The organism is Bradyrhizobium manausense, from assembly GCF_018129685.1.
Taxonomy (GTDB): Bacteria; Pseudomonadota; Alphaproteobacteria; order Rhizobiales; family Xanthobacteraceae; genus Bradyrhizobium; species Bradyrhizobium manausense_D.
This window is the reverse complement of the sequence record NZ_JAFCLG010000002.1, coordinates 321,061-346,729: the sequence shown is the minus strand read 5'-3', so window position 1 is coordinate 346,729 and position 25,669 is coordinate 321,061. Positions and strand designations below refer to the sequence as shown.

The 25,669-nt window shown below is 61.2% G+C and carries 22 protein-coding genes and 1 pseudogene; 14 read left to right on the top strand and 9 right to left on the bottom strand.

Going from position 1 to position 25,669, the window contains the following annotated elements:
* Positions 1 to 164 precede the first annotated feature (164 nt).
* Positions 165 to 686, bottom strand: a complete 522-nt coding sequence (locus JQ621_RS09290; protein ID WP_312015401.1) for a TetR/AcrR family transcriptional regulator — start codon at positions 684 to 686, stop codon at positions 165 to 167.
* 267 nt (positions 687 to 953) lie between these two features.
* Between JQ621_RS09290 and JQ621_RS09285 the strand changes: the two genes are divergently transcribed.
* From JQ621_RS09285 to JQ621_RS09265, 6 genes are all read left to right on the top strand, one after another.
* Entirely contained in the window at positions 954 to 2,876 is a 1,923-nt protein-coding gene (locus JQ621_RS09285) for a class I adenylate-forming enzyme family protein (protein ID WP_212234131.1), read from the top strand.
* Positions 2,877 to 2,964: 88 nt separating this feature from the next.
* The gene (locus JQ621_RS09280) at positions 2,965 to 4,188 is read left to right on the top strand and encodes a cytochrome P450 (protein WP_212234130.1); all 1,224 of its coding nucleotides are present in this window, start codon (positions 2,965 to 2,967) and stop codon (positions 4,186 to 4,188) included.
* Between the two features lie 37 nt (positions 4,189 to 4,225).
* Positions 4,226 to 5,491 carry a thiolase family protein gene (locus JQ621_RS09275; RefSeq protein ID WP_212234309.1) on the top strand — a complete coding sequence of 422 codons (1,266 nt, stop codon included), beginning with the start codon at positions 4,226 to 4,228 and terminating at the stop codon, positions 5,489 to 5,491.
* Between the two features lie 215 nt (positions 5,492 to 5,706).
* Positions 5,707 to 6,090 carry an alpha/beta hydrolase gene (locus JQ621_RS35370; protein ID WP_249124991.1) on the top strand — a complete coding sequence of 128 codons (384 nt, stop codon included), beginning with the start codon at positions 5,707 to 5,709 and terminating at the stop codon, positions 6,088 to 6,090.
* Between the two features lie 13 nt (positions 6,091 to 6,103).
* Complete coding sequence (locus JQ621_RS35365) at positions 6,104 to 6,538, top strand: alpha/beta fold hydrolase (protein WP_312015400.1); 435 nt, start codon at positions 6,104 to 6,106, stop codon at positions 6,536 to 6,538.
* Positions 6,535 to 7,647 carry a hypothetical protein gene (locus JQ621_RS09265; protein ID WP_212234129.1) on the top strand — a complete coding sequence of 371 codons (1,113 nt, stop codon included), beginning with the start codon at positions 6,535 to 6,537 and terminating at the stop codon, positions 7,645 to 7,647. Before JQ621_RS35365 ends, JQ621_RS09265 begins: the two co-directional genes overlap by 4 nt.
* 9 nt (positions 7,648 to 7,656) lie before the next feature.
* On the opposite strand, the pseudogene istA reads toward JQ621_RS09265, so the two are convergent.
* The 8 genes and pseudogenes from istA to JQ621_RS09225 form a co-directional block, all read right to left on the bottom strand.
* Positions 7,657 to 8,419 (bottom strand): annotated as a pseudogene (istA, locus tag JQ621_RS09260) (IS21 family transposase); the annotation flags it as partial.
* Positions 8,420 to 8,798: 379 nt separating this feature from the next.
* Positions 8,799 to 9,542 (bottom strand): TetR/AcrR family transcriptional regulator, encoded by a 744-nt coding sequence (locus tag JQ621_RS09255; protein ID WP_212234128.1) that lies wholly within the window; start codon positions 9,540 to 9,542, stop codon positions 8,799 to 8,801.
* A 200-nt stretch (positions 9,543 to 9,742) separates the two neighbouring features.
* On the bottom strand, positions 9,743 to 10,912 hold the full coding sequence (locus JQ621_RS09250; protein WP_212234127.1) for an aromatic ring-hydroxylating oxygenase subunit alpha: 1,170 nt from the start codon (positions 10,910 to 10,912) through the stop codon (positions 9,743 to 9,745).
* Between the two features lie 175 nt (positions 10,913 to 11,087).
* On the bottom strand, positions 11,088 to 12,275 hold the full coding sequence (locus JQ621_RS09245; protein ID WP_212234126.1) for an ABC transporter substrate-binding protein: 1,188 nt from the start codon (positions 12,273 to 12,275) through the stop codon (positions 11,088 to 11,090).
* 56 nt (positions 12,276 to 12,331) lie between these two features.
* The gene (locus JQ621_RS09240) at positions 12,332 to 14,182 is read right to left on the bottom strand and encodes an AMP-dependent synthetase/ligase (protein WP_212234125.1); all 1,851 of its coding nucleotides are present in this window, start codon (positions 14,180 to 14,182) and stop codon (positions 12,332 to 12,334) included.
* Between the two features lie 158 nt (positions 14,183 to 14,340).
* Positions 14,341 to 15,594: an acetyl-CoA hydrolase/transferase family protein gene (locus JQ621_RS09235; protein WP_312015399.1), complete on the bottom strand. Its 1,254-nt coding sequence runs from the start codon at positions 15,592 to 15,594 to the stop codon at positions 14,341 to 14,343.
* Between the two features lie 11 nt (positions 15,595 to 15,605).
* Complete coding sequence (locus JQ621_RS09230; RefSeq protein ID WP_212234124.1) at positions 15,606 to 17,123, bottom strand: aldehyde dehydrogenase family protein; 1,518 nt, start codon at positions 17,121 to 17,123, stop codon at positions 15,606 to 15,608.
* Between the two features lie 27 nt (positions 17,124 to 17,150).
* On the bottom strand, positions 17,151 to 18,227 hold the full coding sequence (locus JQ621_RS09225) for an SDR family NAD(P)-dependent oxidoreductase (RefSeq protein WP_212234123.1): 1,077 nt from the start codon (positions 18,225 to 18,227) through the stop codon (positions 17,151 to 17,153).
* A 174-nt stretch (positions 18,228 to 18,401) separates the two neighbouring features.
* On the opposite strand from JQ621_RS09225, the gene JQ621_RS09220 reads away from it, so the two are divergent.
* From JQ621_RS09220 to meaB, 8 genes are read left to right on the top strand one after another with little or no spacing between them, the layout of a single operon-like run.
* Positions 18,402 to 19,274 carry a branched-chain amino acid ABC transporter permease gene (locus JQ621_RS09220; protein WP_212234122.1) on the top strand — a complete coding sequence of 291 codons (873 nt, stop codon included), beginning with the start codon at positions 18,402 to 18,404 and terminating at the stop codon, positions 19,272 to 19,274.
* A 3-nt stretch (positions 19,275 to 19,277) separates the two neighbouring features.
* The gene (locus JQ621_RS09215; RefSeq protein WP_212234121.1) at positions 19,278 to 20,354 is read left to right on the top strand and encodes a branched-chain amino acid ABC transporter permease; all 1,077 of its coding nucleotides are present in this window, start codon (positions 19,278 to 19,280) and stop codon (positions 20,352 to 20,354) included.
* Positions 20,351 to 21,109, top strand: a complete 759-nt coding sequence (locus tag JQ621_RS09210) for an ABC transporter ATP-binding protein (protein ID WP_212234120.1) — start codon at positions 20,351 to 20,353, stop codon at positions 21,107 to 21,109. The genes JQ621_RS09215 and JQ621_RS09210 overlap by 4 nt, the downstream gene beginning before the upstream one ends.
* 5 nt (positions 21,110 to 21,114) lie before the next feature.
* Positions 21,115 to 21,885 carry an ABC transporter ATP-binding protein gene (locus JQ621_RS09205; RefSeq protein WP_409334207.1) on the top strand — a complete coding sequence of 257 codons (771 nt, stop codon included), beginning with the start codon at positions 21,115 to 21,117 and terminating at the stop codon, positions 21,883 to 21,885.
* 40 nt (positions 21,886 to 21,925) lie between these two features.
* Positions 21,926 to 22,699, top strand: a complete 774-nt coding sequence (locus tag JQ621_RS09200; protein ID WP_212234118.1) for an enoyl-CoA hydratase/isomerase family protein — start codon at positions 21,926 to 21,928, stop codon at positions 22,697 to 22,699.
* Between the two features lie 12 nt (positions 22,700 to 22,711).
* Positions 22,712 to 24,340, top strand: coding sequence for an acyl-CoA mutase large subunit family protein (locus JQ621_RS09195; protein WP_212234117.1), 1,629 nt, complete (start codon positions 22,712 to 22,714; stop codon positions 24,338 to 24,340).
* Positions 24,337 to 24,750: a cobalamin B12-binding domain-containing protein gene (locus JQ621_RS09190; RefSeq protein ID WP_212234116.1), complete on the top strand. Its 414-nt coding sequence runs from the start codon at positions 24,337 to 24,339 to the stop codon at positions 24,748 to 24,750. The genes JQ621_RS09195 and JQ621_RS09190 overlap by 4 nt, the downstream gene beginning before the upstream one ends.
* 6 nt (positions 24,751 to 24,756) lie before the next feature.
* A complete protein-coding gene (meaB, locus tag JQ621_RS09185; protein ID WP_212234115.1) occupies positions 24,757 to 25,668 on the top strand; it encodes a methylmalonyl Co-A mutase-associated GTPase MeaB in 912 nt (303 codons plus the stop codon).
* The last annotated feature ends 1 nt before the right edge of the window (position 25,669 follow it).

Genomic DNA, 25,669 nt, shown 5'->3' with positions numbered 1-25,669 from the left:
CTCCGCAAGAGCCAGCGTGCATCGGCAGCGTGAGGCTGCTGCATGCGTTAGCCAAATGATCAGTCGGAGTGAGGGATCCCGCGATCGGGCATGCAGACGTGCGCCGCGCTCCGCTCCTGGAGATCGCCAGGCCAGCCGCGAAACGTGGGATTGTGCGCGTCAGCCTATTCGCGGCGGGTGGCGCTCAGCAGCTTCCGCGCGATGCTCGCGGGCGTCTCGCCGCAGGGGCGGTACCAGGTGATCGCCCAGTTCATCGCGCCCAGTAGTCCGAGTCTGAAGATGCGCTGATCGATTCCCGCTGGAAGCGGCAGCTCCGCGATCAGGTCCTTGAAAACGGCTTCGTAACTATCGCGAAGCGTAACCACCTGTTCGGGCAGGCCAGAGGCCGAGGGGTGAGTGACCAATACTGCGGCGAATCGATTCTTATCCAGCAGCCCTTGCATATGTGCGATGCAAGCCGCTTCCAGGCGAACCCACGGGTCGGGTCGGGTCTTGATCGCTGTCTTCACTGCGTCCACCGATTGCGACACGGCAAAGGAATAGACGGCGACGAACAGCTCTTCCTTGGAAGAAAAGTGGTGATAAAGCGACCCCGGCAGGATACCGACCGCTGCTGCGATGTCGCGCATTGAAGTGTTTTCGTAGCCCTTGTTGCCGAACAACCGCGCCGCTTCACTGATCAGCACCTGTCGACGATCCCCGGAAAGCACCTGCCGCTTTTTACCAGCGGCGGAAGGGCGAGCCACCTTAGCGCGTCGGGTTTGCTGTGTAGGGCGGGTGGGTCGGCTTTTCGCGATCATCGGGTTCGTTCGGAGTTCGAGCTAGGGCTCTCTTACCTGACGTGTTCCACCTCGTCGAGCATTGTGACTTGCAAAACAAGCGATTGTTTGGTTAGAAGATGGCTTCTGAGATTTGGTGCAGGTCGACGACTGATCTGATCAGCAGGAGGGATTATGGGAGCCTGGGAGGTCAAAGGCCCTGCGAAGGGTACTTGCAAGTCTTGGCGCGACGTTTATCCGGAGCTTGCCGGACAGGTCGCCAGGATCACGGCACCACTCGGGCGCGGTATCGCGTGGGAAGGCACCGAGATATGGGCCTATCGTGACCGGCCACGCAGTATTTCGGAGTGCCTTGCGGCGAATGTTGCGCGCTGGCCCGATCGCGAGGCCTATGTTTTCCATCCCGGCGGCGAGAGGATGACGTGGGGCGACGTCGGCGCGCAGGTCGATCGCGCCGCTGCTGGACTCCGGCAGAAATTTGGCTTCAAGAAGCGTGACCGGCTATGTCTGCTGACAGCGGGCTGCCCGGAATACGTCATCAGCTATCTCGCCATCATCCAACTCGGCGGCGTCGCAGTGCCGGTCAATCTCGGGTTGACCGCTGAAGGATTGGCGGCGCAGATCAACAAGGTCGGTGCCAAGGGACTGGTGGTCTCTTCCGAAGTCTGGAGCAGCAAGCTCGACTCGGTGCGCGGCGGCCTCGACAGTGTCGAGTGGGTGTTCGTCATCGGTGGCGAGGCGCCGCAGGGGACGCTCGCTTTTTCAGAACTAAGCTCCCTGGAGACGCCGCCGGTCGAACACGAGGCGGTCGATGAGTGGGATCTGTGTGCGATCTCCTTCACGTCAGGCACGACCGGCGTGCCCAAGGGGACGATGGCCATGCACATCAACGCGCTCGGTTGCGCTCAGAACGTGGTCATCGCGGCCAAGGGGCTAGGTACCGACGACGTCAACCTGTGCATGCCGCCGTTGTACCACAACACCGCGGTCTACGCGGACTTCCTGCCCGCGCTGCTGAGCGGCGGGAAATGCGTCGTCATGGCGGCCTTCACGCCGCTGGACGCAATCAAGCTGATTGAGGCCGAGCGGGCAACGTGGGCGGTCGCAGCGCCGATCATGCTCTGGATGATGATGAACCATCCGGAATTCAAGAACCACGACTGCTCGACGCTCAAGAAAATCATCTTTGGCGGCCATGCGTCATCGGAGACCTTCATCAACCAGCTCAATCTTGAATTTGCACCGATTGCCATGGTGAACGCCGGCTCGGTGTCCGAGAGCACGGCGCTCGGTTTCGCGCTGCCCACCGAAGACGCGATCCGCAAGATCACCAGCTGCGGCCTCGCGACTCCGAATACCGACATCGCCATCTTTGACGATGCGGGTAACGAAGTTCTCGAACCCAACGTGATTGGTGAAGTTGCCTATCGTGGCCAGCAGACCAATGCCGGATATTGGGAAGAGCCGGGCAAGACCGCCGAAGTCTTCCGCCACGACGGTTTTGTCCTGTCCGGTGACTGGGCCAAGATCGACGAAGAAGGCTATCTCTGGCTGTTGGACCGCAAGAAGGACATGGTCGTGCGAGGCGGCCAGAACGTCTACTGCATCGAGGTCGAGAACAAGTTGTACCTGCACCCGAAGGTCCTGCGGGCGGCGGTGGTCGGTGTGCCCGATCATGTGTTCTCGGAGCGATTGAAGGCAGTCGTGGTGCTCAAGCCCGGCGAGGGTGCAACGGCCGACGAAATTCGTGACCATTGCGCCCAGCATCTCGCCAGGTACGAGACACCGGAATATGTGGTGTTCGGAGCCAATCTGCCGGCCAATCCGGCAGGAAAGACCTTGAAGCCACCGCTGGTGGACTTCTGGGGTGACTCCTTGGTCACGGCGCTCGCTCGATTTTCCGCGTTCTGCGCCAGCCTGCCGCCCGCCCTGTTCGACACGCCCCATCTTAAGCTTGACGCACAGCCGGTTACACCGCGCGAGGCGTTGGGCGAGCTCGAAAAGGGTTCGGAGAGGGGGCAGCATATTGCACGGATCATCGAGGAGCGCGGCGTCTGTGGGCTGACGACGCCCGACGAGGCCAGATTTCGCAAATGATGGCTGAGCTATGACCGCTGAGGCGGGCCCGGCGATCGGGTCCCGCGCGCCGCGCTGCTCGCGCGGAAAGGACAGGGAGTTTCCGTTGATGCTGAATCTCGATTTCGCCGATCCCAAGACCAATGCCGATCCGTTTCCGATTTTCTCGCAGTTGCGGGAGAGCGATCCGGTGCATTGGTCGACAGCTTTGAAGGCGTGGGTCATTACGCGCTATGACGATGTGAGGCGCGTGGCGGTGTCGAACTCCGACATGTCGGCGGAGCGACTGGCGCCGTTCTTTGCGACGGTGCCCGCCGAGAGTCAGGGCGGCTATGCCAACCTGATGACCTACCTCGGCAAATGGATGGTTTTCCGTGATCCGCCCGAGCACACCCGGCTGCGGCGGCTGTTCACCAAGGCTTTCACCTCGCGATCTATCAAGGCGCTTGAACCCAACGTTGAGGAGATCGTCGCGCTGCTATTGGACGAGATAGAGAAAAAGGCGCGCTCCACGGGGGTCGTCGACTGGATCGCGGATTTTGCTTACCCATTGCCGGCAACCGTGATGATGGATCTACTCGGCGTGCCGCGGGAAGACTTGCATCGCGTCAAGGACTGGTCGGACGACATCGCCTTGTTCATCGGAACGTCGCGCGCGACGGCAGACAAGTATATCCGCGCAGAGGCCGGGGCGAAGGCCATGGCAGACTACTTTCGCGACATTATTGCCAAGCGAACGGTCGATCCTCAGGGTGATATCATCAGCCAGCTCGTAAGCGAGCCCGATAAGCGCGAGGCGCTGACCGAGGACGAAGTGATCGCAACCTGCATCCTTCTGCTGTTCGCAGGGCATGAAACGACGACTAACCTGCTCGGTAACGGGTTCTATTACACGATGAGCTCGCCGGAGCAGTGGGCGCGCGTCAAGGACGATCCATCACTGGCCGAATCCGCCGTCGAGGAATGGCTGCGGTATGATGGGCCAAGTGGCGCTTTGGTGCGTGTCATCACGGCCGATGTGGAGTTCGGTGGCCGAAAGCTGCTGCAGGGGCAACGCTTGTTTGCCTTCATCAATGCGGCCAACCGCGATCCCGAGCAGTTCGGGGATGCGGATCGCTTCGATCTCGGCCGATCGCCGAATCCGCATTTGACATTCGGTCATGGGATCCACTTTTGCCTCGGCGCTCAGCTCGCCAGACTCGAAGGGCAGATTGCCTTGCGTTCTCTGATCGAGCGGTTTCCCGGGATTTCACTTGCAGCAGATTCCGCCCCGGGGTGGAAGGATTCAATCATCCTCCGAGGCATGCAATCGCTCCCGGTTCGCCTGCGCTGATGCGCATGAAGCGTCATACTGGATACTGGTGAAAAAGATGGCCTCTGAAGTCTATGTGATCGGAACTGCATGTACTCCGTTTGGTAGAAAGCCGCAGACCAGCTTCAAGGCTTTGACCCGAGAGGCCTACCTTGCGGTGCTGGCGGACGCGGGGATGGAGGATGGGCGCGACATTGCAATGGCGTGGTTTGGGAACTGCGGCATGGGGGCATTCGGACAGCGCAATATCCGCGGACAAGTCTGCCTCTCTCCGTTGGTGCGGGAGGGTCTGTTTCCCGAGCGCGTCCCGACGATGAATGTTGAAGGCGGTTGCGCCACCGCGTCCCAGGCCTTGCATGGCGCATGGAAGGACATCGCGTCGGGCGACGCGCAGCTTTCACTGGCCATTGGGGTCGAGAAGACCTTCGTGCCGGACGACCCGGCAAGAACGCAGGAAATCTTCGACGGAGGGATTGATCAGCTGGATCCCGGCGAATGGCTCGCCTACTACCGCGATGCGGGTGAGGCCAGTGGCAAGCCCTTCCTGCCTGATGAAAAACGTGGCACCATCTTCATGGATACCTACGCCATGCAGGCGGCGTATCACATGAAGCGCTTCGGCACGACGCAGCGTCAGATCGCGATCGGCGCGTCCAAAAATCACCATCACGGAAGCCTTAATCCTCTGGCACAATATCGCTTCAGGATGACTGCCGATGACGTGCTGGCGGATCGTGCGATCAGCTATCCGCTGACACGAAGCATGTGCGCGCCGGTTGGCGATGGCGCCGCCGCCGCTCTTGTCTGCTCGAAGGACTATCTCGCGGCATTGCCGAGCCGGGTGCGGGATCGCGCGGTGAAGATCAGGGCCAGCACGATGTCGGGCGGCAAATACCGGTCGCTCGACGAACCGGGCCTCTCGCGTATTGCCGCGGACAGGGCCTACAAAATGGCGGGGATTTCGCCGTCGGAAATCGATATCGCCGAGGTTCATGACGCGACCTCGTTCTGCGAGATTTATCAAGTCGAGATGCTGCGCTTCTGCGCGGAGGGACAGGGCGGGTCTTATGTCGCCTCAGGCGCAACGACATTCGGAGGAGATCGTCCGGTAAATCTTTCCGGGGGGCTGGTTTCCAAGGGACATCCGATCGGAGCCACAGGTCTTTCGATGATTCATGAGCTTGTGCTGCAGTTGCGCGGCGAGGCCGGTGAACGACAGGCCAAAAAGGCACGCCTGGCGCTCGCAGAAAATGGTGGGGGTGTGATTGGCTTTGACGAAGCGGCCTGTGCAATAACGATCCTGGAGAGGCACGAACCTAGCTGAACGGCCGGGTAGATGCGGTCCGCGCTCGCGGTCCGTGGTGCCAGAGCAGAATCTTAATGGGCTATGGCGATTTCCGGCTGTGTGCTGCATAGCCAATCGCAAGCCAATGTTCGTCATGAGGTTACATGTCAGTTCAGCCACGTCGCATCATCTTCGTCGGTGCTGAAGGAAACGAAATCGAAGGGGATGCCTAGGGCTGCGGTACTCGTACGGCGTTGCTGTTGCATGGTGGCGGACAGACCCGGCACGCCTGGCGTACGACGGCGGAAAAGCTCGCCGGGCGAGGCTTCACTGCCATTGCCATTGATCAGCGCGGCCACGGGGATAGTGCATGGGTCGATAGTGGTGCCTATGCTCTTGAAGATTATGGCCGGGAGGCGGCCTGGCTCGGCCAGGAGATCGAACGGCGTTTCGGCGCCAAACCTGTTGCGATCGGTGCTTCCCTCGGTGGGCTCGCGTCGCTCTATGCACTTGGCCAGGCGGCTTGCTTTTCAGCGCTGGTCCTCGTCGATATTGCGCCACGTCTAGAGGCAAGCGGAGTCGCCAACATCCGCGATTTCATGCAAGCGTGTGCAAGGGAAGGGATTCATCAGCCTTGACGAGGCTGCTGAAGTGGTCGCGGCATATTTGCCGCATCGAGCCAAGCCTCGTTCGACAGACGGCTCGCGCAAAAACCTGAAGCAGCGTGCAGACGGGCGCTGGTACTGGCACTGGCACTGGTACTGGCACTGGGACCCGCGCTTTTTGGATGGACCACGCCGCGTCGATGGGGCCGGCGACGCGGTGCTGCATCAGCTCGAGCAGGTCGCCAGCGATCTTACGCTGCCGATACTGCTGGTCCGCGGTGGGTCGTCGGACGTTGTTTCCCTCGAAAGCGCGGAGGCCTTTCGAAGCCTCGTACCGCGCGCACAGATGGTCGACGTCAGCGGTGCGGGTCACATGGTTTCAGGTGACAGGAATGACGCGTTCGCCGATGCAATTCTGGACTTCCTGGGAGCCGACGCCGGCAACGGAGCGCCGCAGACACCCCCACAAGGAGCATTATGACCGATATCCTGTCTTCCGCGGAGCCTGCCCTGCCCACCGCCGTGTTTGCACAGCAAGATGGGCGTGCGTTACAGCCGCGAGCATGGCAGTACGGTCCCGACTTATATCTGTCAGGAGAGCGCGGTGCGCCGTGCCGGAAAAACGTGTCAAACGGTGCCCGGCAAGATCGTCGATGCGGCAGTTGTTGCGTGCTGATCGAGATGATGACGCCGATGACGCTGGCCGTCACCCTGGAAGTCCAGCGCGAACTTGAGACGCGCGCTCACGAGGCAAATACCGCACGTCGCCAGCATGTGGAGCGGTTGCGCTATGACGCCGAGCTTGCCCGCCGACGCTACATGAAAGTAGACCCCGACAATCGACTCGTCGCCGATACTCTCGAGGCGGAATGGAACGACAAGCTGCGCCGTCATGCCGAAGCTGCCGAGGAATACGAACGCCGCAGCAAGCAGCAGGCTGCGACACTCAGCGCCGAGGTCCGCCAACGCATTCTCGGTCTTGCCGAGCAGCTGCCACAAATCTGGAACGACTCGCGCGTCGACTTCCGTGAGCGTAAACGCATCGTGCGCCTGCTCATCGATGACGTGACGTTGATCAAAGCGCAGAAGATTACCGCCCATGTGCGTCTGTCCGGCGGGGCTACGCGCACATTGGAACTCGAACGGCCGCTGCCTATCGCCCAGCTGCGCAAGTTCAAGCCCGAGCTTGTCGCGACCGTCGACCGGTTGCTCGATCAGCATTGCGACCGCGAGATTGCCGACATTTTGAACCGCGACGGATGGCGCACCTGGGAGGGCAAGCCCTTCAACCTGAAGAAGATCGCGTTCATTCGCGGCGCCTACAAACTGGCAAGCCGATACGATCGGTTGCGCCGCCGCGGCATGCTCACGACGCGCGAGGTCGCTGCGAAGTTCGGCATCTCGGAGACGGCCGTGCACGAGTGGGGTCGTCAAGGGCTGATTACGAAGTGCTTCAGTGATCTTTTGAATCGTGGCCTGTGGGCATTACCAGTGCAGCAGACTATCCTCAAGGGGTGTGGCGGTCGAGGTGCGCGACCGGCGCGGCTCGTCCCAATCACCGCGCCATCATCAGAACAAGGTGCAGTATGAAGCGATCGTCTTATCCTTTGGCCGCCTCGGCCGGGCCGCCAGGATCGCGGTGCCGTAATGGCTGGCCATCTCGGCATAGGTTCGGTTGATCCCGGGGTCGTAACGATCGAGGTTGGTCACGGCGGCCTTGAGATTGTCGCAGACTACGAACTTCGGCACACCGCAGATATCTGAACAAATTGGTATGCACGCCGATCCAGTCGGATAGGCTCTCGCTTGGGCAAGCCTCGGCGTAGGTGTAGTTCGAGGCCCCCATCGCCGCGACGAACAGCTTCATGGCGCACACTTCGCCCGTGATGGGATCGAAGATGTCGATGGTGTCGCCGGCGAAATCGACGAACACCTTCTCCCCACCGATGTGGGTCTGACGCATGCTCGGCCGTGCACGCAGCTTCCAGGCCTCGAAAGTCGTGCAAAACCAGGTATAGCCAAAGCCGTCCGAATTGGCAGCGCGATACTCTTCCCACAACAGCAAGCGGGTCACGCTGCGGCGGCGCAGTTCCTTCTCCACATAAGCCCAATCCGGTGTCGGGCGCCGGTCGCTTTGTGAGGCAGCCGTCGGCGCCGGGAACAGCAACAGCTCCAGGCCCTCGTCGTCCAGGCCCTCCGGTAGAGGCCAGATCAGCCCCGCAAGACGGGCGCGACGCACGTAGCCATGCACGACCCCATTGCTCACTCCCAACGTCCGCGCAATGACGCGCTCGGTCAGGCCCTGGTGCCTCAAACGTAGAACTTCTCTGATCCGGCGCATCGACAATCTCTGGGTAGGCATCAGGCTTCCTCATTGGTTGAATGAGAAACCCGTAGCCCGGTTGAGTTGTCGGCCGAAGCGTCCGGCACCGCCAAAAGGTGCTCACGATCGCCTGAAATCGTTGCTCACTATCCTCTGAAGTCGTTGCTCACGATGCGGTGAAATCCATGCTCACGATCCCGCGAAACACGCAGTGTAGGCACCACGCTGTCACGCCTGTACGACGTGCACGGCCCCATCGGAGTTGCGACTCAGACCCTGGTGCTGCGTGAACGCGCCACGTCCTCACTTGCCCCGGCGCATCGGGGCTGAAACGGGGTGACGGCCAAGCTTGGGCATACGGCCGCCGTCGCACCGACCATGTTGCGTGGTGGTGGCAGCATGAGATCGCTCCGATCAATCAAGCTTTCTCGCCTCGCAGCACACGATCGCTGACCAGCGCCGGCTTCCTGGTCTGCCTCGCAGGCGAGGAGTTCGCGATGCTGGCGTGCTCGTCCCAGAAGCCGTTGCAAACGAAGCGCATGTAGGCCTTCGTGACGAAGTCCGGCAATTCCCGCATGGAGCCGTTCGATCGGGCGAAGCGGCTTGAGAGATACTTTCGAGCTCCCATCAACATAAAGGCGAGAACTTCGTATTCGCGAGGGTCGACCGTGTGCGCATCGCCGGCATCAGCGGCGCGTTTCAGCACACGTTGGTAGCCGTTCGCGACAACGTCGATGTGCTGCTGAAATGCTTCCGGCGAGAACAGCTCGGACTCATAGAGGATACGGTAGAATTCCGGTCGCTTCACTAGGTAGGCGAAGTAGGCTTCGAACCGCAGCTTCTCGCGCGCCGCGTCGTTGGGAGCGAGCGATGAGCGCTCCTTGATGAAGCCGAGCATTTCTTCGCTCATGCTCGGCAACAACTGATCGAAAAGGTCCTGGCGCGAACGGAAGTAGTTGTAGAACGTGCCTTGGGCAACGCCGGCCCGCCGCGTGATGGTGGACACCATCGCAGCGGAATAACCGACTTCGCCGACCACCTTCGCAGCAGCCTCTAGCAGCGCCGCGCGGATTTGGCTCTGCTTCTGCGCGCGCGTCAGTTTCTGCGCCTTTCCCAGTTTCTTAACGAGGGTTAGCTTTCGTTTCTGCCGTTCAGGCTTCACCGTCGGAACTCCGGATTTGATATCGACCGTCTACAGCAAAATGGCTCGCCGGGCAAAAGCCCCGAACGCTGCTTTTTGTGGCGGCGGCGGCGGATGGCTCGGCCACGGTGGCCTTTGACATCCGTCTCAAACGCTACGTTGGTGCCGCCCACCGGGCCGGTATGCACGGCGAAATGGGCGCAGAACCGTGGCTTCGCCGGCTATCCAGGAATGGCCGGGGCTTCTTTCAAACCCAAACGCGATCGCATCCCGTGGTGATAGTGCGTTAAGCCGGGTTCGTTGCGGCCGAACGTGATAAAGCTTTGGGCATTGGACCGGAAGCCGCGCTGCATATCGATGCATACCGGAAAGTCCTCGTGTTCGACGGTCGCCAGGAGCAACTCCATGTTCTTGTCCCAATATTTTCTTGCCTTCTCGGTCGTCGGCGGCTCGGGCGAGTAGAGCGCGGCTTCTGCGATGCACTTATCCGGCGAGAGATCCTCAGGGAACGATCGCCACGTTTCGACATGATCGCCCTGCCAGACGATCAGGGTATTTGGAAATATCAGATAGATGATGGCCGAATGCTTCAGAAGGTCCCATTCCGATTCGGGTTTGTCTCGCAACTCGAGGATGCTACGGCGAGGCAGAATGAAGCGACCATTGAGCCCGAAGGCGTCGAAGACGTTGATATTGGGCTGGAAGATCGATGCCACCGTGTTGCGGTGGAGTGTGCCGATGTGCCAGGTTTCGAGGAACGTGTCGATCACAAGCTTCCAGTTCATCGGTTTGTGCAGGTTGGATGTCTGGTAGTGGGAGGAAGTCTCGAGCTTGTAGGACGCGAGTTCGGGGCCGAGGCCCTGAAGGAGATCGTCCGCGTCGATATCGGGCCCAGGCGAGGTCTTGACCCAGATGATCCCGTGCTTCTCCGTGGCTGGGAGCGGCACCAGGCTGCCGTTGTCGGCCGAGACGTCCGGGAAGGCGTCAGCAGGCCCGCGGGAGCGTAGCCGCCCCTCGAGATCGTAGGTCCAGGCGTGATAGGGGCACACGAACATCTTCTTGCCCGACCCGCAGCCCTGAGCGACCGGAGCACCACGATGTCGGCAAACGTTGAGAAAGGCCCGTACCTTTCCCTCGGCATTGCGCGTAACCAGGACCGGCACACCGGAAAGCTCGTCGGTCACGTAGTCGCCCGGATTAGGCATGCGTGACGACAGGCACATCACAAGCGGGGTTTCCCGGAAAAACTGTTGCTGCTCCAACCGTGCCTGATCCATGCAGGTGTAGTCGGAAATGGGATTGCGATAGATGTTGTCGCCCATCGAAGTGGACTTTCGATCGAACAATTCGAAGACGCGTTTGATCAGCTCTACCTGTGTTGTATGTTGCATGGATCCTCACACTATGCTGAGCGCCGAAAGCGACGCCATCTCTTTCATCGATAATGTACCACGGCGACGCCTTACCAACTGCCGGTCATGTTTCTCGCGGCTGCCGAACCGCGCAAAAGCCCGATTCGTCAGTCACAGCAAACTCCTCGTTGAGACGTCGCCGGGGTAGCTTCCTTTACTTCGCGACAGCCACGCTGTCGGGGAGTCGCACCCAACGTCCCTTTTCAACCCGATAGATCACCGACTCACGCGAGGAAACATGCTCGGTTGCGGAGAAGCCTTGCGGCGGGCCGCTGAAGATGTCTTGGTAATTGCGGATCTTCTCCATCCCCTCGACGAGTTTCTGCGTCGTGAGGTCCGGCCCGGCGTTCTCGATCGCCTTCACGGTCAGGTCGATGATAACCTGGCCGAGCGCGGCTTGAATGGTCGGATCGATGTTGTAGCGGCTCTTGTATCGGGCGATCCACGCGGCTGCCGCCGGCCGTGCGGTTTCCGGGTTGGGGGCGTCGAAGAAGCCGGCCGTATAGTAGCCCTCGGTGGTGCCGCCCTGAATGCCGGAAATGGCCAGATCGTAGCTCGCAGACGTTCCGATCATGTCGACGTCCCATCCCATCTTGCGGGCGGCGGAATAGGGAATGACGGTATCCCGCACGATCGTGCCCATCGCGATTAGGTCGCAGTTGGCCGCACGCAATTTTGTCAGTTGAGCGGTAAAATCCTGATCAGTGGGCTTATGTGTCGTGACCTCGGCAAATTTCATTCCCATCGCGTCAAGTTGGGCCTTGGCGCCGTTGAACACTTCGGTGCCGAAGTCGGTGTCCTGGTGCATGGCGCACACGGTCTTCTTCCCCTTCTTCTCCACCATGTATTTCACAGCCACCCGGATCTGGTCCGAGTACGGCGCGTAGATCGCGAATTTCAGCGGGTGGAAGGGTTTGGACATCGAATCCGCCCACGAAATCGGGAAGATGTTAGGAACGCCGGCCTTCAGCTGCTCGGGCAGCACAGCGTTGTTCTGCGGCGTGCCGAGATTTCCGATCATCGCGAACACGCTGTCGCGGTTGATCAGCTTGTTCGCGGCCTGGACCGCTTTCGGCACCTGGTAGCCGGTGTCTTCGACCACCAGCCGCAGCTTTCGTCCGTTGATCCCGCCGGTTTCGTTTACTTCATCGATGCGCATCCGGATCGCGTTGACCACGCCGACGCTGAAGCTGGCAGCGACGCCGGACAGGTCGGCATGCATTCCGAGCACGACTTCGTCCTTCGTGACACCTTGCGTTTTCCAGATCACTTCCTGCGCATGGAGCGCGGTGGAAGCGTTCAGCACGGTGACCAGTCCTAAGATCAAGGATGTTGTTCTCATCGCGGTTCCTCCCAGGGGTTTTGTCGGTTTCGTTCGATTTTCTATCCGTGCTTTGGCTAGTACATTGCGTCGATGAGCGCTCTGTACTTCTCATTGACGAATTTTCGCTTCAGCTTCATGGTCGGTGTCAGCTCGTCGTCCTCGGCCGTCAGCAGCTGGTCGATAAGGGCGAACCGCTTGATGGTTTCCACGCGCGCGAAGTTCTTGTTCACTTTGTCGATCTCGCTCTGGATCAAGCCTTGCACGTCCTTGGCAGCGCACAATGATGCGTAGTTCGTGAACGGAACAGCGTGGTCCTGCGCATATTTCACGACGTTGTCGTGGTCGATCATGATGAGGCAGCTCAGATATTTCCGTTTGTCACCGATGACGACCGCGTCCGCGATGAACGGAGAAAACTTCAGCTGGTTCTCGATCTCCGAGGGCGTGATATTCTTGCCGCCGGCGGTTACGATGATGTCTTTCATCCGGTCGGTGATCTTGACATAACCGTCGTCATCGATCTCGCCGACGTCGCCGGTGTGCAGCCAGCCATCCACGACCGTCTCGGCTGTCTTGGCGCTGTTGTTGAGATAGCCGAGGAATATGTGCGGGCCCCGGACCAGTATCTCGTTCTGCGGAGACAGCTTGACCTGAGTGCCGGGCAGGGCCGTGCCTACCGTGCCGAGCTTCTTGCGCTTGGGCATCACCGTGGAGATGCCGGTATTTTCGGTCTGGCCGTAGATCTCGCGCATTTCCAGGCCCAAAGCGAGATACCAGCTGATGAGATCTGGCGAGATCGGCGCCGCACCGGTCCCGAGGATGCGCGTGCGGCGCAAGCCGAGATAGATCTTGATGTTGTGCAGGACGAGCTTGTCGGCGACCCGGAATGCGACGTTCAGGTGCCACGGGATTGCTTCTCCCGCCAGGCTGCGTCGCGCCCTCGTCCTGCCGATGGCGATCGCTGCATCGTACGCGGCCTTTCCGAAGATGGTCGCGTCCGACATCCTGATTGTGACGTCGGAATAGAACTTTTCCCAGATGCGGGGCACCGCGAAGAACCACGTCGGGGAAACCTCGCGCGCATTCTCGGGGACGGCATCCAGGCTTTCGATGAAGTTGACCACAGCGCCCGTCCGGAGCGGATAGAAGACGCTGAATTTTCGCTCGGCGATGTGACAGAGCGGCAGGAAGGAAAGCAGTTCGTCTCCCGGCACGCTCTCGCAGAAGACGTCGGCGCTCGCGATATGAAACATGATGTTGCGATGGCAGATCATCGCGCCTTTCGGCGGCCCGGTCGTGCCGGATGTGTAGATAAGCACCGCCAGATCCGCCGGCCTCGCCAGCGCGAGTTCGCGCTCCCACACCGCGGGATTGGATCTCTCATATTCGGCGCCGAGCTGCAGCAACCGGTCGAAGGAGATCACCTGTTCGTCGCTGAATCGGAGTAGCCCTTCCATGTCATAGACGATGATCTTGACGAGCGAGGGACAGTTCGCGCGGGCGACAAGTATCTTGTCGAGCTGTTCCTCGTTCTCGGCAAAGAAGAACCTGGTCCGGCTGTCATTGACGATATATTCGACCTGCCTGGCGGAGTCGGTGGTGTAGATGCCGTTGGTGACACCGCCGACACCGAGCGTGCCCATGTCGGTATAGAGCCACTCCGGCAGATTCTCGGAGATGATCGAAACGACATCGCCACGGGTCAGTCCGAGGCTCTTGAGGCCGAGGCCGGCGAGTTTGGATCGTTCCCCGTATTGCTTCCACGTGATCGGCGTCCAGATGCCAAATTCCTTTTCACGCATCGCCACCGCGCTGTCGCGCTGTTGCACCTTCAACCAGAACAGCCGGGGGACCGTGTCGCAGCCATCAACGTGAATTGACGCTTCGTCGGCCGGGGAGGGCACTTGGTTGAGCGGCGCGAGCATCGGCTAGTTGCCCTGCGCGACAAGCTGCAAGCAAAGATGCCGTGCCTTCATGTCAGCCTCCCAAGTTTCGACTATCGGCCTTGTCGTTGAAAAATATGATCGGTGGTTCATGGATCATTGTCAATCGGACCAGTTGCACTTTGATGTTTCCCTGCCTGCTATTCGCGGATGGCCGCGAGACGATCGCGGAATTGAGGAGCTGCGATCGCGATCATGCGGCGACGTCGCTCTTCGAGTGACAGTCCGCGAAGTTCGGCGATGCCGAATTCGGTCACGATCGCGTCGACGTCCGCACGGGGACAGGTAACGGTCGTCATCGATGGAACGATCCGGCTGATGGTGCCGTCGCGGGTCGTGGCTGGAAGCGCAATGATGGCGCGACCGCCGGCCGAAGCGTTGGCGCCTCGCATGAAGTCGAGCTGCCCGCCAAGCCCGCCGACATATACCCCGCTGGCTACCTCGGCGTTTACCTGGCCGGTCAGATCGACTTCAATCGCCGAGTTGATGGAAATGAACCGGTCGATCGCCGCCATAACGCGAAGGCTGTGCGTTTCCGGGGGCGGACGGACCGCGATCGCGGGATTGAGGTGAGCGAAATCGTAGAGGCGCCGCGTCCCGAAAAGCGATCCGCACACCGATACCCCGGGATGAGTGGATTTTCTCGCATTGGTGATGATGCCATGCTCGATCAGCGGGACGACGCTGTCGCCGATCTGTCCCGAGTGGATTCCGATGTCGCGATGAGCGGAAAGTTGCGACAACACCGCGTCCGGAATGGTTCCGACCCCGAGCTGCAGCGTAGCGTCATTGGGAATGAGGCTTGCCGCGAGCCGCGCGATCGCCAGCTCGGTCGGTCCGACTTGCGTCGGGGGCAGCTCTATCGGCTTGTGCCGGGCCTCGACAAACAGGTGCGGCACAAGGTTGGACGGCAGCTCAGCGCCGTGCGTCCAGGGAGCATCTGGATTGACCTCCGCGATGATGACACGCGCATGAACAGCAGCCTGGGCCGCGATATCGTTCGCGAGGGAAAGGCTGTAGCCGCTCCCGCTTTTTGGTTGGGGCGCAAGCTGGAGCAGCGCGACATCGGCTCGTCGTTCGCCCCGAGAGAAGGCCTGCGACAGCGATCCATAGTGCGAGGGTATGACATTGAGCCGGCCTGCCTTGGCCAGGGCTGCGGCCTTCCCAATGGCGCCATAACTTGAAAAGCTTATTCCGGCGGTGCGCTCGGGATGGAAGGTTTCCGAGAACTGTACGCCGAGAAAGATCTCAAACGGCGGCAAGGCATCCTTCTGCGCAACCAGACGCTCGGTCAAGGTGCGCGGCTCGCCGGTGCCTTGACTAAAGATCACGCGGTCTCCCGGGCGAATGACGCCCGCGAGATCGAGTTCGTCGATGGTCAGAAGGCGCTGCACGCCGCCTCCGATCAGACTGCCATGCACACGGACTTGTTCTCCGTGTAGAGGTCCAGCACGGAGCGGCCCATCTCCCGGCCCACGCCGGACTGCTTGTAACCGCCAAACGGAAGCGCCGGATCGATCAAGTTGTGGCAGTTGACCCAGACCGTGCCGGCCTTGATCTTCGGGATCAGGCGATGAACCTTGCTGAGGTCGCGTGACCAGATACTGGCGCCGAGGCCGAACGGGGTATCGTTCGCCTTGCGGGCGATCTCATCGAGATCGTCAAAAGGCATGGCGACCAGCACAGGTCCGAAAATCTCCTCCTGGACGATGCTCATGCTGTTGTCCGCGTCGACGAATACGGTCGGCCTGACGAAGTAACCGGGCTGTTCGGGACGAGTAGCGCCGGCCACCGCGCGGGCACCCTGCGCCTTGCCGGCCTCGATGTAGCCCCAAACGCGATCGCGATGCCGCGCGGACACCAGCGGCGCAATCTGCGTCGTCGGATCAAGACCGGAGCCGAGCTTCATCTTCTCGGCACTGCCAGCGATGCCGTCCACCACCTGGTCGAACAGCTTCTTCTGCACGTAGAGGCGCGAGCCGGCGGTGCAGACCTGGCCCTGGTTGAAGAAGATGGCGCTGGCCGCGCCGCCGATCACGGCAGCGGGATCGGCGTCGTCGAGCACGATGACGGGGGACTTGCCGCCGAGTTCGAGCGAGGCGCGCGTCATGTTTTCCATCGCGGCCTTGCCAATGAGCTTGCCGACCTCGGTCGACCCCGTGAATGCGACCTTATCGATCCCCGGATGAGAGGCCAGCGCGGCGCCGGCGTCGGGACCTTCACCAGTAATGATGTTCACGACGCCCTTCGGGCAGCCAACCTTCAACAGCAATTCGCCGAGGCGCAGCGCGGTGAGTGACGTCTCCTCGGCGGGTTTGAGTACGACGGTGCAGCCGGTCGCCAGTGCGGGACCGATCTTCCATGCCGCCATCATCAGCGGAAAATTCCATGGGATGATCGCGCCTACAACGCCAACCGGTTCCTTGCGCGTGTAGGCGAAGTAATCACCGTCGCGCGGACGCGGAAACGAGACGTCGACTGTTGATCCCTCAATCTTGGTCGCCCAACCCGCGATATAGCGCAGGAATTCGATGGTGTTCTTCAGGTCGACGCGGCGCGCGAGGGCGAGGCTCTTGCCGTTGTCAAGGCATTCGAGTTCGGCCAGTTCGTCGCCGTGGGCCTCTACCTCATCGGCCAGGCGCAGCAACAGCCGTTCGCGATCGACGGGCCGGAACTTCCGCCATTCGCCGCCCTCGAAGGCGCGACGCGCGGCGGCCACCGCGTCGTCCACGTCCGGAGAGGAACCCGCGGGCACCGACGTCAGCCATTGGCCATTCGATGGATCCATCACGGGCAGCGTGCGTCCCGATCGGGCCTGCCTCCATTCGCCATCGATCAGCATCGTGCGAGGTGAGGCGATAAAGTCCCGCGTGGCTTGCGAAATGGTTGCGAGCTTCGGTTCGGTGGCGGCGGTTGTCGACATGGCTGTTTCTCCAAAAGGACCGTTTGCTCAGTTCATCACCGTGCCGCCATCGACCGAGATCGTCTGCCCGGTGACGAATGCCGAGGTGTCGGCCACCAGCCAGAGAATCGTTCCAGACAGGTCGCTCGGCTGAAGGTTTCGCTGGATCGCCTGTCCGGACTTCACCACGTCGAGCGCCTTGTCGAGCTTGTTGGCGAAGAACTCGCGGGTGCCTTCGGTAATCACGGCGCTCGGGGCGACGGCGTTGACGCGAATATTGTCGCGTCCGAGTTCACGGGCGAGTCCCCGCGTCATGCCGATCACGGCAGCCTTCGAGGTCGTGTAGTGCAGAACGAACGGCGTCCCGAACGTTGCGGCCAATGATGCGATGTTGATGATGCTGCCTCCGCCGGCCGCGCGCAACGCCGGCACCGCGGACTTGCAGCAGTTCCAGATACCCTTGACGTTGATGGTCATGGCGGCGTCCCAGTCCGCCTCGGTGATTGTTTCAAAACGACCGCCCCGGAGGCCGCCGTAGAGAGCTGCGTTGTTGATCAGTGCGTCAACGCGGCCAAAGGCCTTCAGTGCCGCGGCCACCATAGCGTCGGTCGACGATGCATCCGCGACGTCGCATTTGACGCCCAAGGCTTTGCCACCGGCGGATTTCGCGAGATCGATCGTCTCGGAGCAATCACTCACGTCGGCCGCCACCGGCCGGGCGCCTGCGGCGGCAAGCGCGCGAACGTATTCCTGCCCGATGCCGCGTGCGGCTCCGGTGACGATGACAACCTTTCCTTCGACGCTCATTGCTTCTCTCCCTGTCCTGGCTTTTGGCGAACGATACCAGCGGTCGACAAAAGAATCTACAAAAATGACTGAAGGATCATTTTTCGCGGAAGCGTGATGAAGATGTGTTGTAATCCTGGATGGTCTCCACCGAAACTGTCGTCGATGGAAATGGCTGCGATAGAATAGCGTTTTCATGGGGCTAGATGAGATCTTGCGGCGCAGCAACGCGCGCTCGATGACGCCGGCATGGCTGGCGATGGCGCGCGAAATGTCGCGCGTCGCGCGGTGGAGCGCCTGTCGTTTGCAATAAAAATTGACTTGGCAGTCATAATTCAACTAGCATCATTGTACGTACCGTCCTTCTCCAGAAGGGGCGCGCAAGCGCGGCCTGAAAAAAATAGGCGGACGTTGGGAGGCTCATGGGCGGAATTTATCTCCTGAGCATTGGGTTGCGGGCGAATGCGGTCGTCCAGCCGTGCGCAAGTTCCGACTTTGCGCGGGGGCGGGGCGATGGCTGAGTTCTTGCAGCTCTTTGTCAACGGGTTGGCGGTCGGCTGCATTTACGGCCTGGTCGCGTTGGGATTCGTCCTCATTTACAAGGCCGGAGAGGTCGTGAACTTCGCGCAGGGCGAGTTGGTCATGCTTGGCGCCTTTGTCGCGTTCACGTTTGTGGTTCAGTTTGGTCTGAACTACTGGGTTGGGCTCGCCCTTGCGATGGTGACGATGGCCATCTTTGGCGGACTTCTCGACATGATCGTGGTGCGCCGGATCATTGGGCAGCCGCAATTCTCGACCGTGATGCTGACGATCGGAATCGGCGTCGTGATGCGGAGCGCGGCTGCGATGGTCTGGGGGCCGGAGACGCGCAGCCTGCCTACGCCGTTCGACGCTGCGACGTTTCGCTTCGGAGGCGTCGTGTTGTCGGCCGTCTATCTCTCGATCCTGGCGACGACAGCACTTCTTGGCCTGATCCTGTTCGGCTTTTTCCGCTTCAGCCGTGTCGGCACGGCGATGCAGGCGGCTTCGCAGAACCAGCTTGCTGCCTATTGCATGGGTATCCCCGTCAAGCGGATGCTCTCCGGCGTCTGGGCGCTATCGGCGGCGGTTGCGACAATCGCCGGCGTCTTGCTGGCCCCGATCAACCTGATCGACACCAATCTCGGTGCGGTCGGCCTGAAAGCGTTCGCGGCCGCGGTAATCGGGGGTTTTGGCTCCATACCTGGGGCGGTGCTCGGTGGAATCCTGATCGGTCTGATCGATCTGTTCTCGGGTGTCTACCTGCCGCAGGGGTTCAAGGACATCGCGAGCTACATCGTACTGCTCGTCGTGCTTGTCGTGTGCCCGCAGGGACTGTTCGGCGCCGTCGGACGCAAGAAGGTGTAAGAAATGCGCTTCATATTCAAAACGCGGTACGACCAGGACATCGGCCTGTTCCCTCATCGCGGGACAGTGTTCTGGTATTCGCTGCTGTCCGTCGCGCTGGTTGCCGCGCCGTTCCTGATCGCCCCGTATTATCTCGGCGAACTCAGTTTCCTGTTTATCTGGTCGCTGGCGGGCCTCTCGCTGATGGTGCTTGCGGGCTATGCCGGACTGATTTCGATTGGGCACGCCGCCTTCCTCGGGATCGGCGCCTATGTGCATGTCTACCTGATCCACCGAGGCGTGCCGTTACTGCCATCGATGCTCTCGGCGGGTGCCGCCGCCGCCGCCGCCGGGGTCGTCATCGGAGTTCCGGCGATCCGGATGCGCGGCATCTATCTCGCTATCGCGACGCTTGCCTTCAGCGCCATCGCGCAGGAGGTGTTCGTACGATGGGAAGCGCTTACCGGAGGGTCTCGCGGCGTTGCCGTGCCCAAGGCGCAGTTCTTCGGATGGAGCCTCGAGGGTGAAGTCGGCTTCTACTATCTCTGCCTGTCGGTCCTGGTGGTGTGCATTCTGGCGATCCTGAATTTGTTGCGCGCGCCGACGGGGCGTGCCTGGATTGCCATTCGCGACAGCGAGATTGCGGCGCAGAGCATGGGCGTCAACCTCGCCGGATACAAGACGCTGGCCTTTGCGGTCAGCGCCTTTCTGGCCGGACTGGCCGGCGCGCTATTCGCCCACAAGGTCGGATATCTTACGCCCGACATCTTTACGCCGGTTCTGTCTATCCAGCTCCTGATGCTCGTGATGGTCGGGGGGGTGGGGTCGATCCACGGCGCGATCTTCGGCGCAATCTTTCTCGTTCTGCTTCCGACGGTCATCGCGCTGCTGCGGGACTACCTGCCGGCAGGGATTGCCCAGCAGCCTGCGCTGGAGCCCGGCATCTATGGCGTGATCCTCGTGCTGGTGGTGCTGCTCGAACCGCTCGGCCTCAACGGCCTGTGGCGCAAGATCAAGTTCTTCTTCTGGCAATTTCCGATGTACAAGAGTGAGACCTTCAAGCGCCAGAAAACCTATATGCGGACGGAGCGCTTGCAGTGAGCATCCTCCAGGCGCGCGATCTCGCGATCAGGTTTGGCGGCATCAAGGCGGTCGACGGCATTACGTTCGATGTGGCGCAGGGAGAGATCTTCACGATCATCGGGCCCAACGGCGCCGGCAAGACGACCATCTTCAACCTGATCAGCCGAATCTACAATGCGTCCGGCGGCCGGCTGCTGTTCGAGGGCAGCGACATCACGCGCGTTCCGCCGCACGAGATAGCGGGTCGGGGCATTGCCCGGACCTTTCAGAATGTCGAGCTGTTCGAGCAGGCGACGTTGCTGCAGAACCTGCTGTTGGGCCAGCATGCGCACCGGCAGACCCGGTTTTGGGAGGAACTGCTGTTCCTGCCAAAAGTCCGCGCTTCCGAGCGGAAGATTCGCCGCCGTGTCGAGGAAGTGATCGATTTTCTCGATCTGCAGCGCTACCGCGACGCGACGGTGCATGACTTGCCCTATGGCGTACGCAAGATCATCGAACTCGCGCGCGCCCTCTGCGCCCGGCCCAAGCTGATCCTTCTCGACGAGCCGTCATCCGGCTTGAACGTCGAGGAGACCGAGGATCTGTCGTTCTGGATTCGCGACATCCGCGACGATCTCGGCATTACGGTCGTGATGGTCGAGCATGACCTTTCGTTGGTGAACGACGTGTCGGACCGCGTGATGGCGGTCAACGCCGGACGCTTGCTGACGATCGGATCGCCGGCCGCGGTACAGAGCCATCCCGATGTCGTCAAAGCATATCTCGGAGGATGACGTCCATGGGGAATTTGATGGAGGTGCGCAATATCGAGACCTACTACGGTCCGACGATGGCGATTCGAGGCGCCAGCTTCGACGTGCCCCAGGGGGAGATCGTGACGATCCTGGGAGCCAATGGCGCCGGAAAGACCACGATCCTGAAGACGATCAGCGGGATCATGGACCCGCAGAAGGGCTCGGTGTCGTACCAAGGCCGGGAAATCCAGAAGATGGATCCCGACCGCGTCGTCGGGCTTGGCATCAGCCTCGTGCCGGAGGGCCGCGAGTTGTTTCCCTTCCTCAGCGTAAGGGACAACCTGAAGGTCGGCGCTTACACGCGACGCGACCATGCGGCGGTCGCCTCCGACATCGAACGCATTTTCGAGTATTTCCCTTCGCTGAGGGAGCGGGCGGGGCGTCCGGCCGGCATGCTTTCCGGCGGAGAGCAGCAGATGGTGGCGATCGGGCGCGCGCTCATGGCGCGGCCGAAGATGATCCTGCTCGATGAGCCTTCGCTCGGACTGTCGCCAAAGCTCGTGAAGGAGATTTTCGAGATCATCGTCCGGATCAACCGTGAGAACGGGACCACGATTGTGCTGGTCGAGCAGAATGCCAACGTGGCGCTGCAGGTTGCGCACCGTGGATACATCCTGGAACTCGGACGCATCGTGATGGCCGATACGGGAGCGGCCTTGCTGCAGAAGGACGATGTCAGGGAATTCTACCTGGGCATCAAGGACCAGGGCGTGCGTGGGGTGCGCCGATGGAAGAAGCGGAAGACCTGGCGATGACGAGGGCGACTGCATTGACCAGAGCATCCGGGAGGCGTGCGTGACTAGTGGCGAGGTTCTGGTCCAGCTGGATGACGACGTGCTGCGCGTCACGATCAACCGTCCGGAGAAGCGTAATCCACTTAGCCGGCCCGTCCTGGCGGCGATCGGGGAAGCATTTCGCGTCCACCGAGACCGCCGGGAACTGCGGCTTGGTCTTGTTACGGCCGTCGGAACCAAGAGCTTTGCCGCGGGCGGCGACCTGCGGGAAGTCGAATCGATTCGCGAGATCGAGGCGTCCAGGCAATTCTCCAATGAAGCCTACGCTGCGCTCGACGAGATTCGCCGTTTCCCGCTACCCGTGATCGCGGCGCTGAACGGCGATGCGCTCGGCGGAGGAGCGGAGCTCGCCGTCGCTTGTGACATTCGCCTGATGGCCGCGCATGCGCGGATTGGCTTTATCCAGGGGCGCATCAACATTTCGACATCCTGGGGCGGCGGTGTGGACCTGATGCGACTTGTAGGCCATGCACGCGCGCTGTCGCTGCTGAGCCGGTCAGCCGTCATCGGCGGTACCGAAGCGGTCTCGATTGGACTTGCGGACGCCGTCGCCGATACGGATCAGGATTTCACGGCATTCGTCGATGAGTTCGCGGCCCCGCTGCGCCGGCAGACGCCGCGTGTGCTCCGTGGGTTCAAGGCGGTGACGCTCGCGCAACGGCTTGGTCTGCCCCACGCGGAGTGCCGGGCAGCGGAGCTCGAACACTTCGTCACCAGCTGGGTGCATGACGATCACTGGGTCGCCGCGGCAAAAGTGCTCGCACCTGCACGATAGGAAGGAAACAGCATGACAACGGTGGCCAAATCAGCAGCCCTCGACGAACTCGCGATTCCGCCTCCCGCGCCCCGAACGCCCTCGGGCATCGATGTACCGTTGTTGGCGACGCCTGACATGGTGCGCGAGCCGGACCCCGGCCTGCCGGCGCAGTTTCCATTCACGCGCGGGATCTTTCCTGATGGTTTCCGCGGACGTTTGTGGACGATCCGGCAATACTCCGGCTTCGGTACTGCCGAGGACTCCAACGCCCGCTACCGGTTTCTGCTCGATCAGGGACAGACGGGACTTTCGGTCGCTTTGGATCTGCCCACGCAGTGCGGTTACGATCCCAATGATCCTATGGCGAGGGCCGAGGTCGGCAAGGTCGGCGTATCGATCTCAAATCTCTCAGAGATGGAGATCCTTTTCGACGGCATCGATCTTTCGAAAATTTCAACGTCTTTCACCATCAACGGTACCGCTGCAATCATCTATGCGATGTACTGCGCCTGCGCCGACAAGAAGGGGGTGCCGCGCGCCAAGCTAACCGGCACCATCCAGAACGATATCCTGAAGGAATATGTCGCGCGCGGGACCTGGATCTTCCCGGTGCGCCCCTCGATGCGCCTGATCGCCGACACCATCCTGTTCTCCAACGATGCCACGCCCCGCTTCAATCCGATATCGATCGCAGGTGCGCATGTGCGCGATGCGGGATCGACCGCGGTCGAGGAGATGGCCTACACTCTCGCGAACGGTCTTGCCTATGTGGACGAACTGCTGCGCCGCGGAGGCGATGCCACGAAGTTCGCCAAGCGGCTGAGCTTCTTCTTCTACGTGCATATGGATTTCTTCGAGGAAGTTGCAAAGTTCCGCGCCGGGCGGCGCGTCTGGGCAAAGCTCCTGCGGGCCCGCTACGGCATCGTTGACGACAAGGCATTGCATTTCCGCTTCGGCGTCGTTTGCGGTGGCTCCTCGCTGAGCGCAGCGCAGCCCTACAACAACATCGTTCGCGTCGGAATTGAAACCATGGCCGCCGTACTCGGCGGCGCGCAATCGATCTTCACCTGCGCCTATGACGAAGCGTTCCAGATCCCCACCGAGTTCTCGGCTGAAATCGCGTTGAGAACGCAGCAGATCGTTGCGTATGAGAGCGGTATTTCGAAAACCGTCGACCCGCTCGGCGGAGGTTTCTATGTCGAGCACCTGACGGATCGCATGGAAGAGGAGATTCTGAAAGTGATGGATGACATCGACGCTTATGGCGGTGTCGTCAAGGCAATCGAGGACGGCTGGCTGCAGATGCGGCTGGCGGAGAGGGCGACGGAACGGCGTCGCAAGATCGACTCGCTCGATACCATTATTGTCGGCCAGAACGCATTTCGGCGCGAAAACCAGACCGACGACTTTGGCGAGGTGTTCAAGCTCGATCCGAAGGGGGCGGCGCGCGTGCTTGAGAAGTTCGAGGCGATCCGCGCCCGTCGCGACAATGCCGCGGTCCAGAAGAGTCTCGACGATCTGGCGGCGGCAGCCGCGAACGACGGTGAGAATCTTATGCCGTATCTGATCGATTGCTGCCACGCCTACGCCACCGTGGGAGAGATTGTCACGTGCCTGAAGGCGGGTTGGGGCGAATTCCAGGAGCCTGTCCGACTATGAGCAATCTCAAGGGAAAGAGAATTTTGATCGCAAAGCCCGGTCTTGACGGTCACGACATCGGAGCGAAGATCATCGCGCTGGCGCTGCGCGACGCCGGCGCCGAGGTCATCTATACGGGTCTGCGTAAGACACCGGGCTTTATCGCGCGTGTCGCAGTCGACGAAGACGTAGATGCGGTTGGCCTGTCCCTTCTGTCCGGGAGCCACAAGGAACTGGTGGCCGAAACGATGCAGGAGCTTCGGAAACTCGATGCTGGCGACATTCCCGTGTTTGTCGGCGGCACCATTCCGGCGGTTGATCGGGCAGAGTTGATGGACGCGGGCGTGATGGCAATCTTCACCGCCGAAATGCGGCTTGACGACGTGGTTGCCGAGGTCGCGCGTGCCTTGACGCCTGTGCAGGCTGCGTAGGTCGGCGTGGCGGCCGCTTCGAGTAAACAGGCTGAACGGCTCGATCGGCGAGCGCTCGGGCGGGCGCTTTCGCGTATCGCCAACGCGTCCGTTGCCGACGCGCTTGCCGGCATGCGCGATAGTCCGAACGGCGCTCGACGGATCGGGATAACCGGACCGCCCGGCGCAGGGAAGAGCACCCTGATCGGCCGTCTGGCGCGACAGCGTCTCGACAATGGCGCGGCGGTGGCCGTTGTGGCGATCGATCCGTCGAGCCCCCATACGCACGGCGCAATCCTTGGCGATCGCATCCGGATGGACGCCATCGCGGACGACCCCCGGCTCTTTATTCGATCTCTGGCAAGCCGCGGCGCAAACGATGGCCTTGCCGACAATATCGCCGACGTGCTGGCGACGCTGGACGGCCATCCGTTCGACGAGGTGATCCTGGAAACGGTCGGCGTAGGTCAAGCCGAATATGCCGTACGATCACTGACCGACACGCTGGTCCTGGTGCTCGTCCCGGAATCCGGTGATCAGATCCAGGCAATGAAGGCCGGGATGCTCGAGATGGCCGACATCTACGTCGTCAACAAGGCGGATCTCCCCGGAGCGCAGAAGGTTGCGAGCGAACTTAAGGCGGTCGTCAAATTGCGCCAGCGGCTCGCCGCGGATTGGGAGCCGCCGGTGATCATGACGGGCTCGCCGGGGACCAATGATGTCGCGACCCTGAACGAGGCGATCTCTCGCCATCTTGCCTTTGTGCAGAGGACGAGGAACGAAGACGACGTTCGCCGCGTGCGCAGGGAGTATCACCTCAAGAGTCTTCTCACGCGGAGCGTCGCCGATATCCTGGCGAAAGATCCGAAGGGAATGGATTGCTCGCTGCGCGAGGCCTTTGCTCGTGTTGTGGAGAGCTTGAAGGCGCGCCAACTTTAAG

Bases quoted from the DNA above. Each gene is read 5' to 3' on its own strand.
- JQ621_RS09265 (WP_212234129.1), top strand. From the start codon at position 6,535: ATGACCGATATCCTGTCTTCCGCGGAGCCTGCCCTGCCCACCGCCGTG.
- JQ621_RS09250 (WP_212234127.1), bottom strand. From the start codon at position 10,912: ATGCAACATACAACACAGGTAGAGCTGATCAAACGCGTCTTCGAATTG.
- JQ621_RS09240 (WP_212234125.1), bottom strand. From the start codon at position 14,182: ATGCTCGCGCCGCTCAACCAAGTGCCCTCCCCGGCCGACGAAGCGTCA.
- JQ621_RS09220 (WP_212234122.1), top strand. From the start codon at position 18,402: ATGGCTGAGTTCTTGCAGCTCTTTGTCAACGGGTTGGCGGTCGGCTGC.
- JQ621_RS09285 (WP_212234131.1), top strand. From the start codon at position 954: ATGGGAGCCTGGGAGGTCAAAGGCCCTGCGAAGGGTACTTGCAAGTCT.
- JQ621_RS09245 (WP_212234126.1), bottom strand. From the start codon at position 12,275: ATGAGAACAACATCCTTGATCTTAGGACTGGTCACCGTGCTGAACGCT.
- JQ621_RS09275 (WP_212234309.1), top strand. From the start codon at position 4,226: ATGGCCTCTGAAGTCTATGTGATCGGAACTGCATGTACTCCGTTTGGT.
- JQ621_RS09280 (WP_212234130.1), top strand. From the start codon at position 2,965: ATGCTGAATCTCGATTTCGCCGATCCCAAGACCAATGCCGATCCGTTT.
- JQ621_RS09190 (WP_212234116.1), top strand. From the start codon at position 24,337: ATGAGCAATCTCAAGGGAAAGAGAATTTTGATCGCAAAGCCCGGTCTT.
- JQ621_RS09215 (WP_212234121.1), top strand. From the start codon at position 19,278: ATGCGCTTCATATTCAAAACGCGGTACGACCAGGACATCGGCCTGTTC.
- JQ621_RS09195 (WP_212234117.1), top strand. From the start codon at position 22,712: ATGACAACGGTGGCCAAATCAGCAGCCCTCGACGAACTCGCGATTCCG.
- JQ621_RS09205 (WP_409334207.1), top strand. From the start codon at position 21,115: ATGGGGAATTTGATGGAGGTGCGCAATATCGAGACCTACTACGGTCCG.
- JQ621_RS09230 (WP_212234124.1), bottom strand. From the start codon at position 17,123: ATGTCGACAACCGCCGCCACCGAACCGAAGCTCGCAACCATTTCGCAA.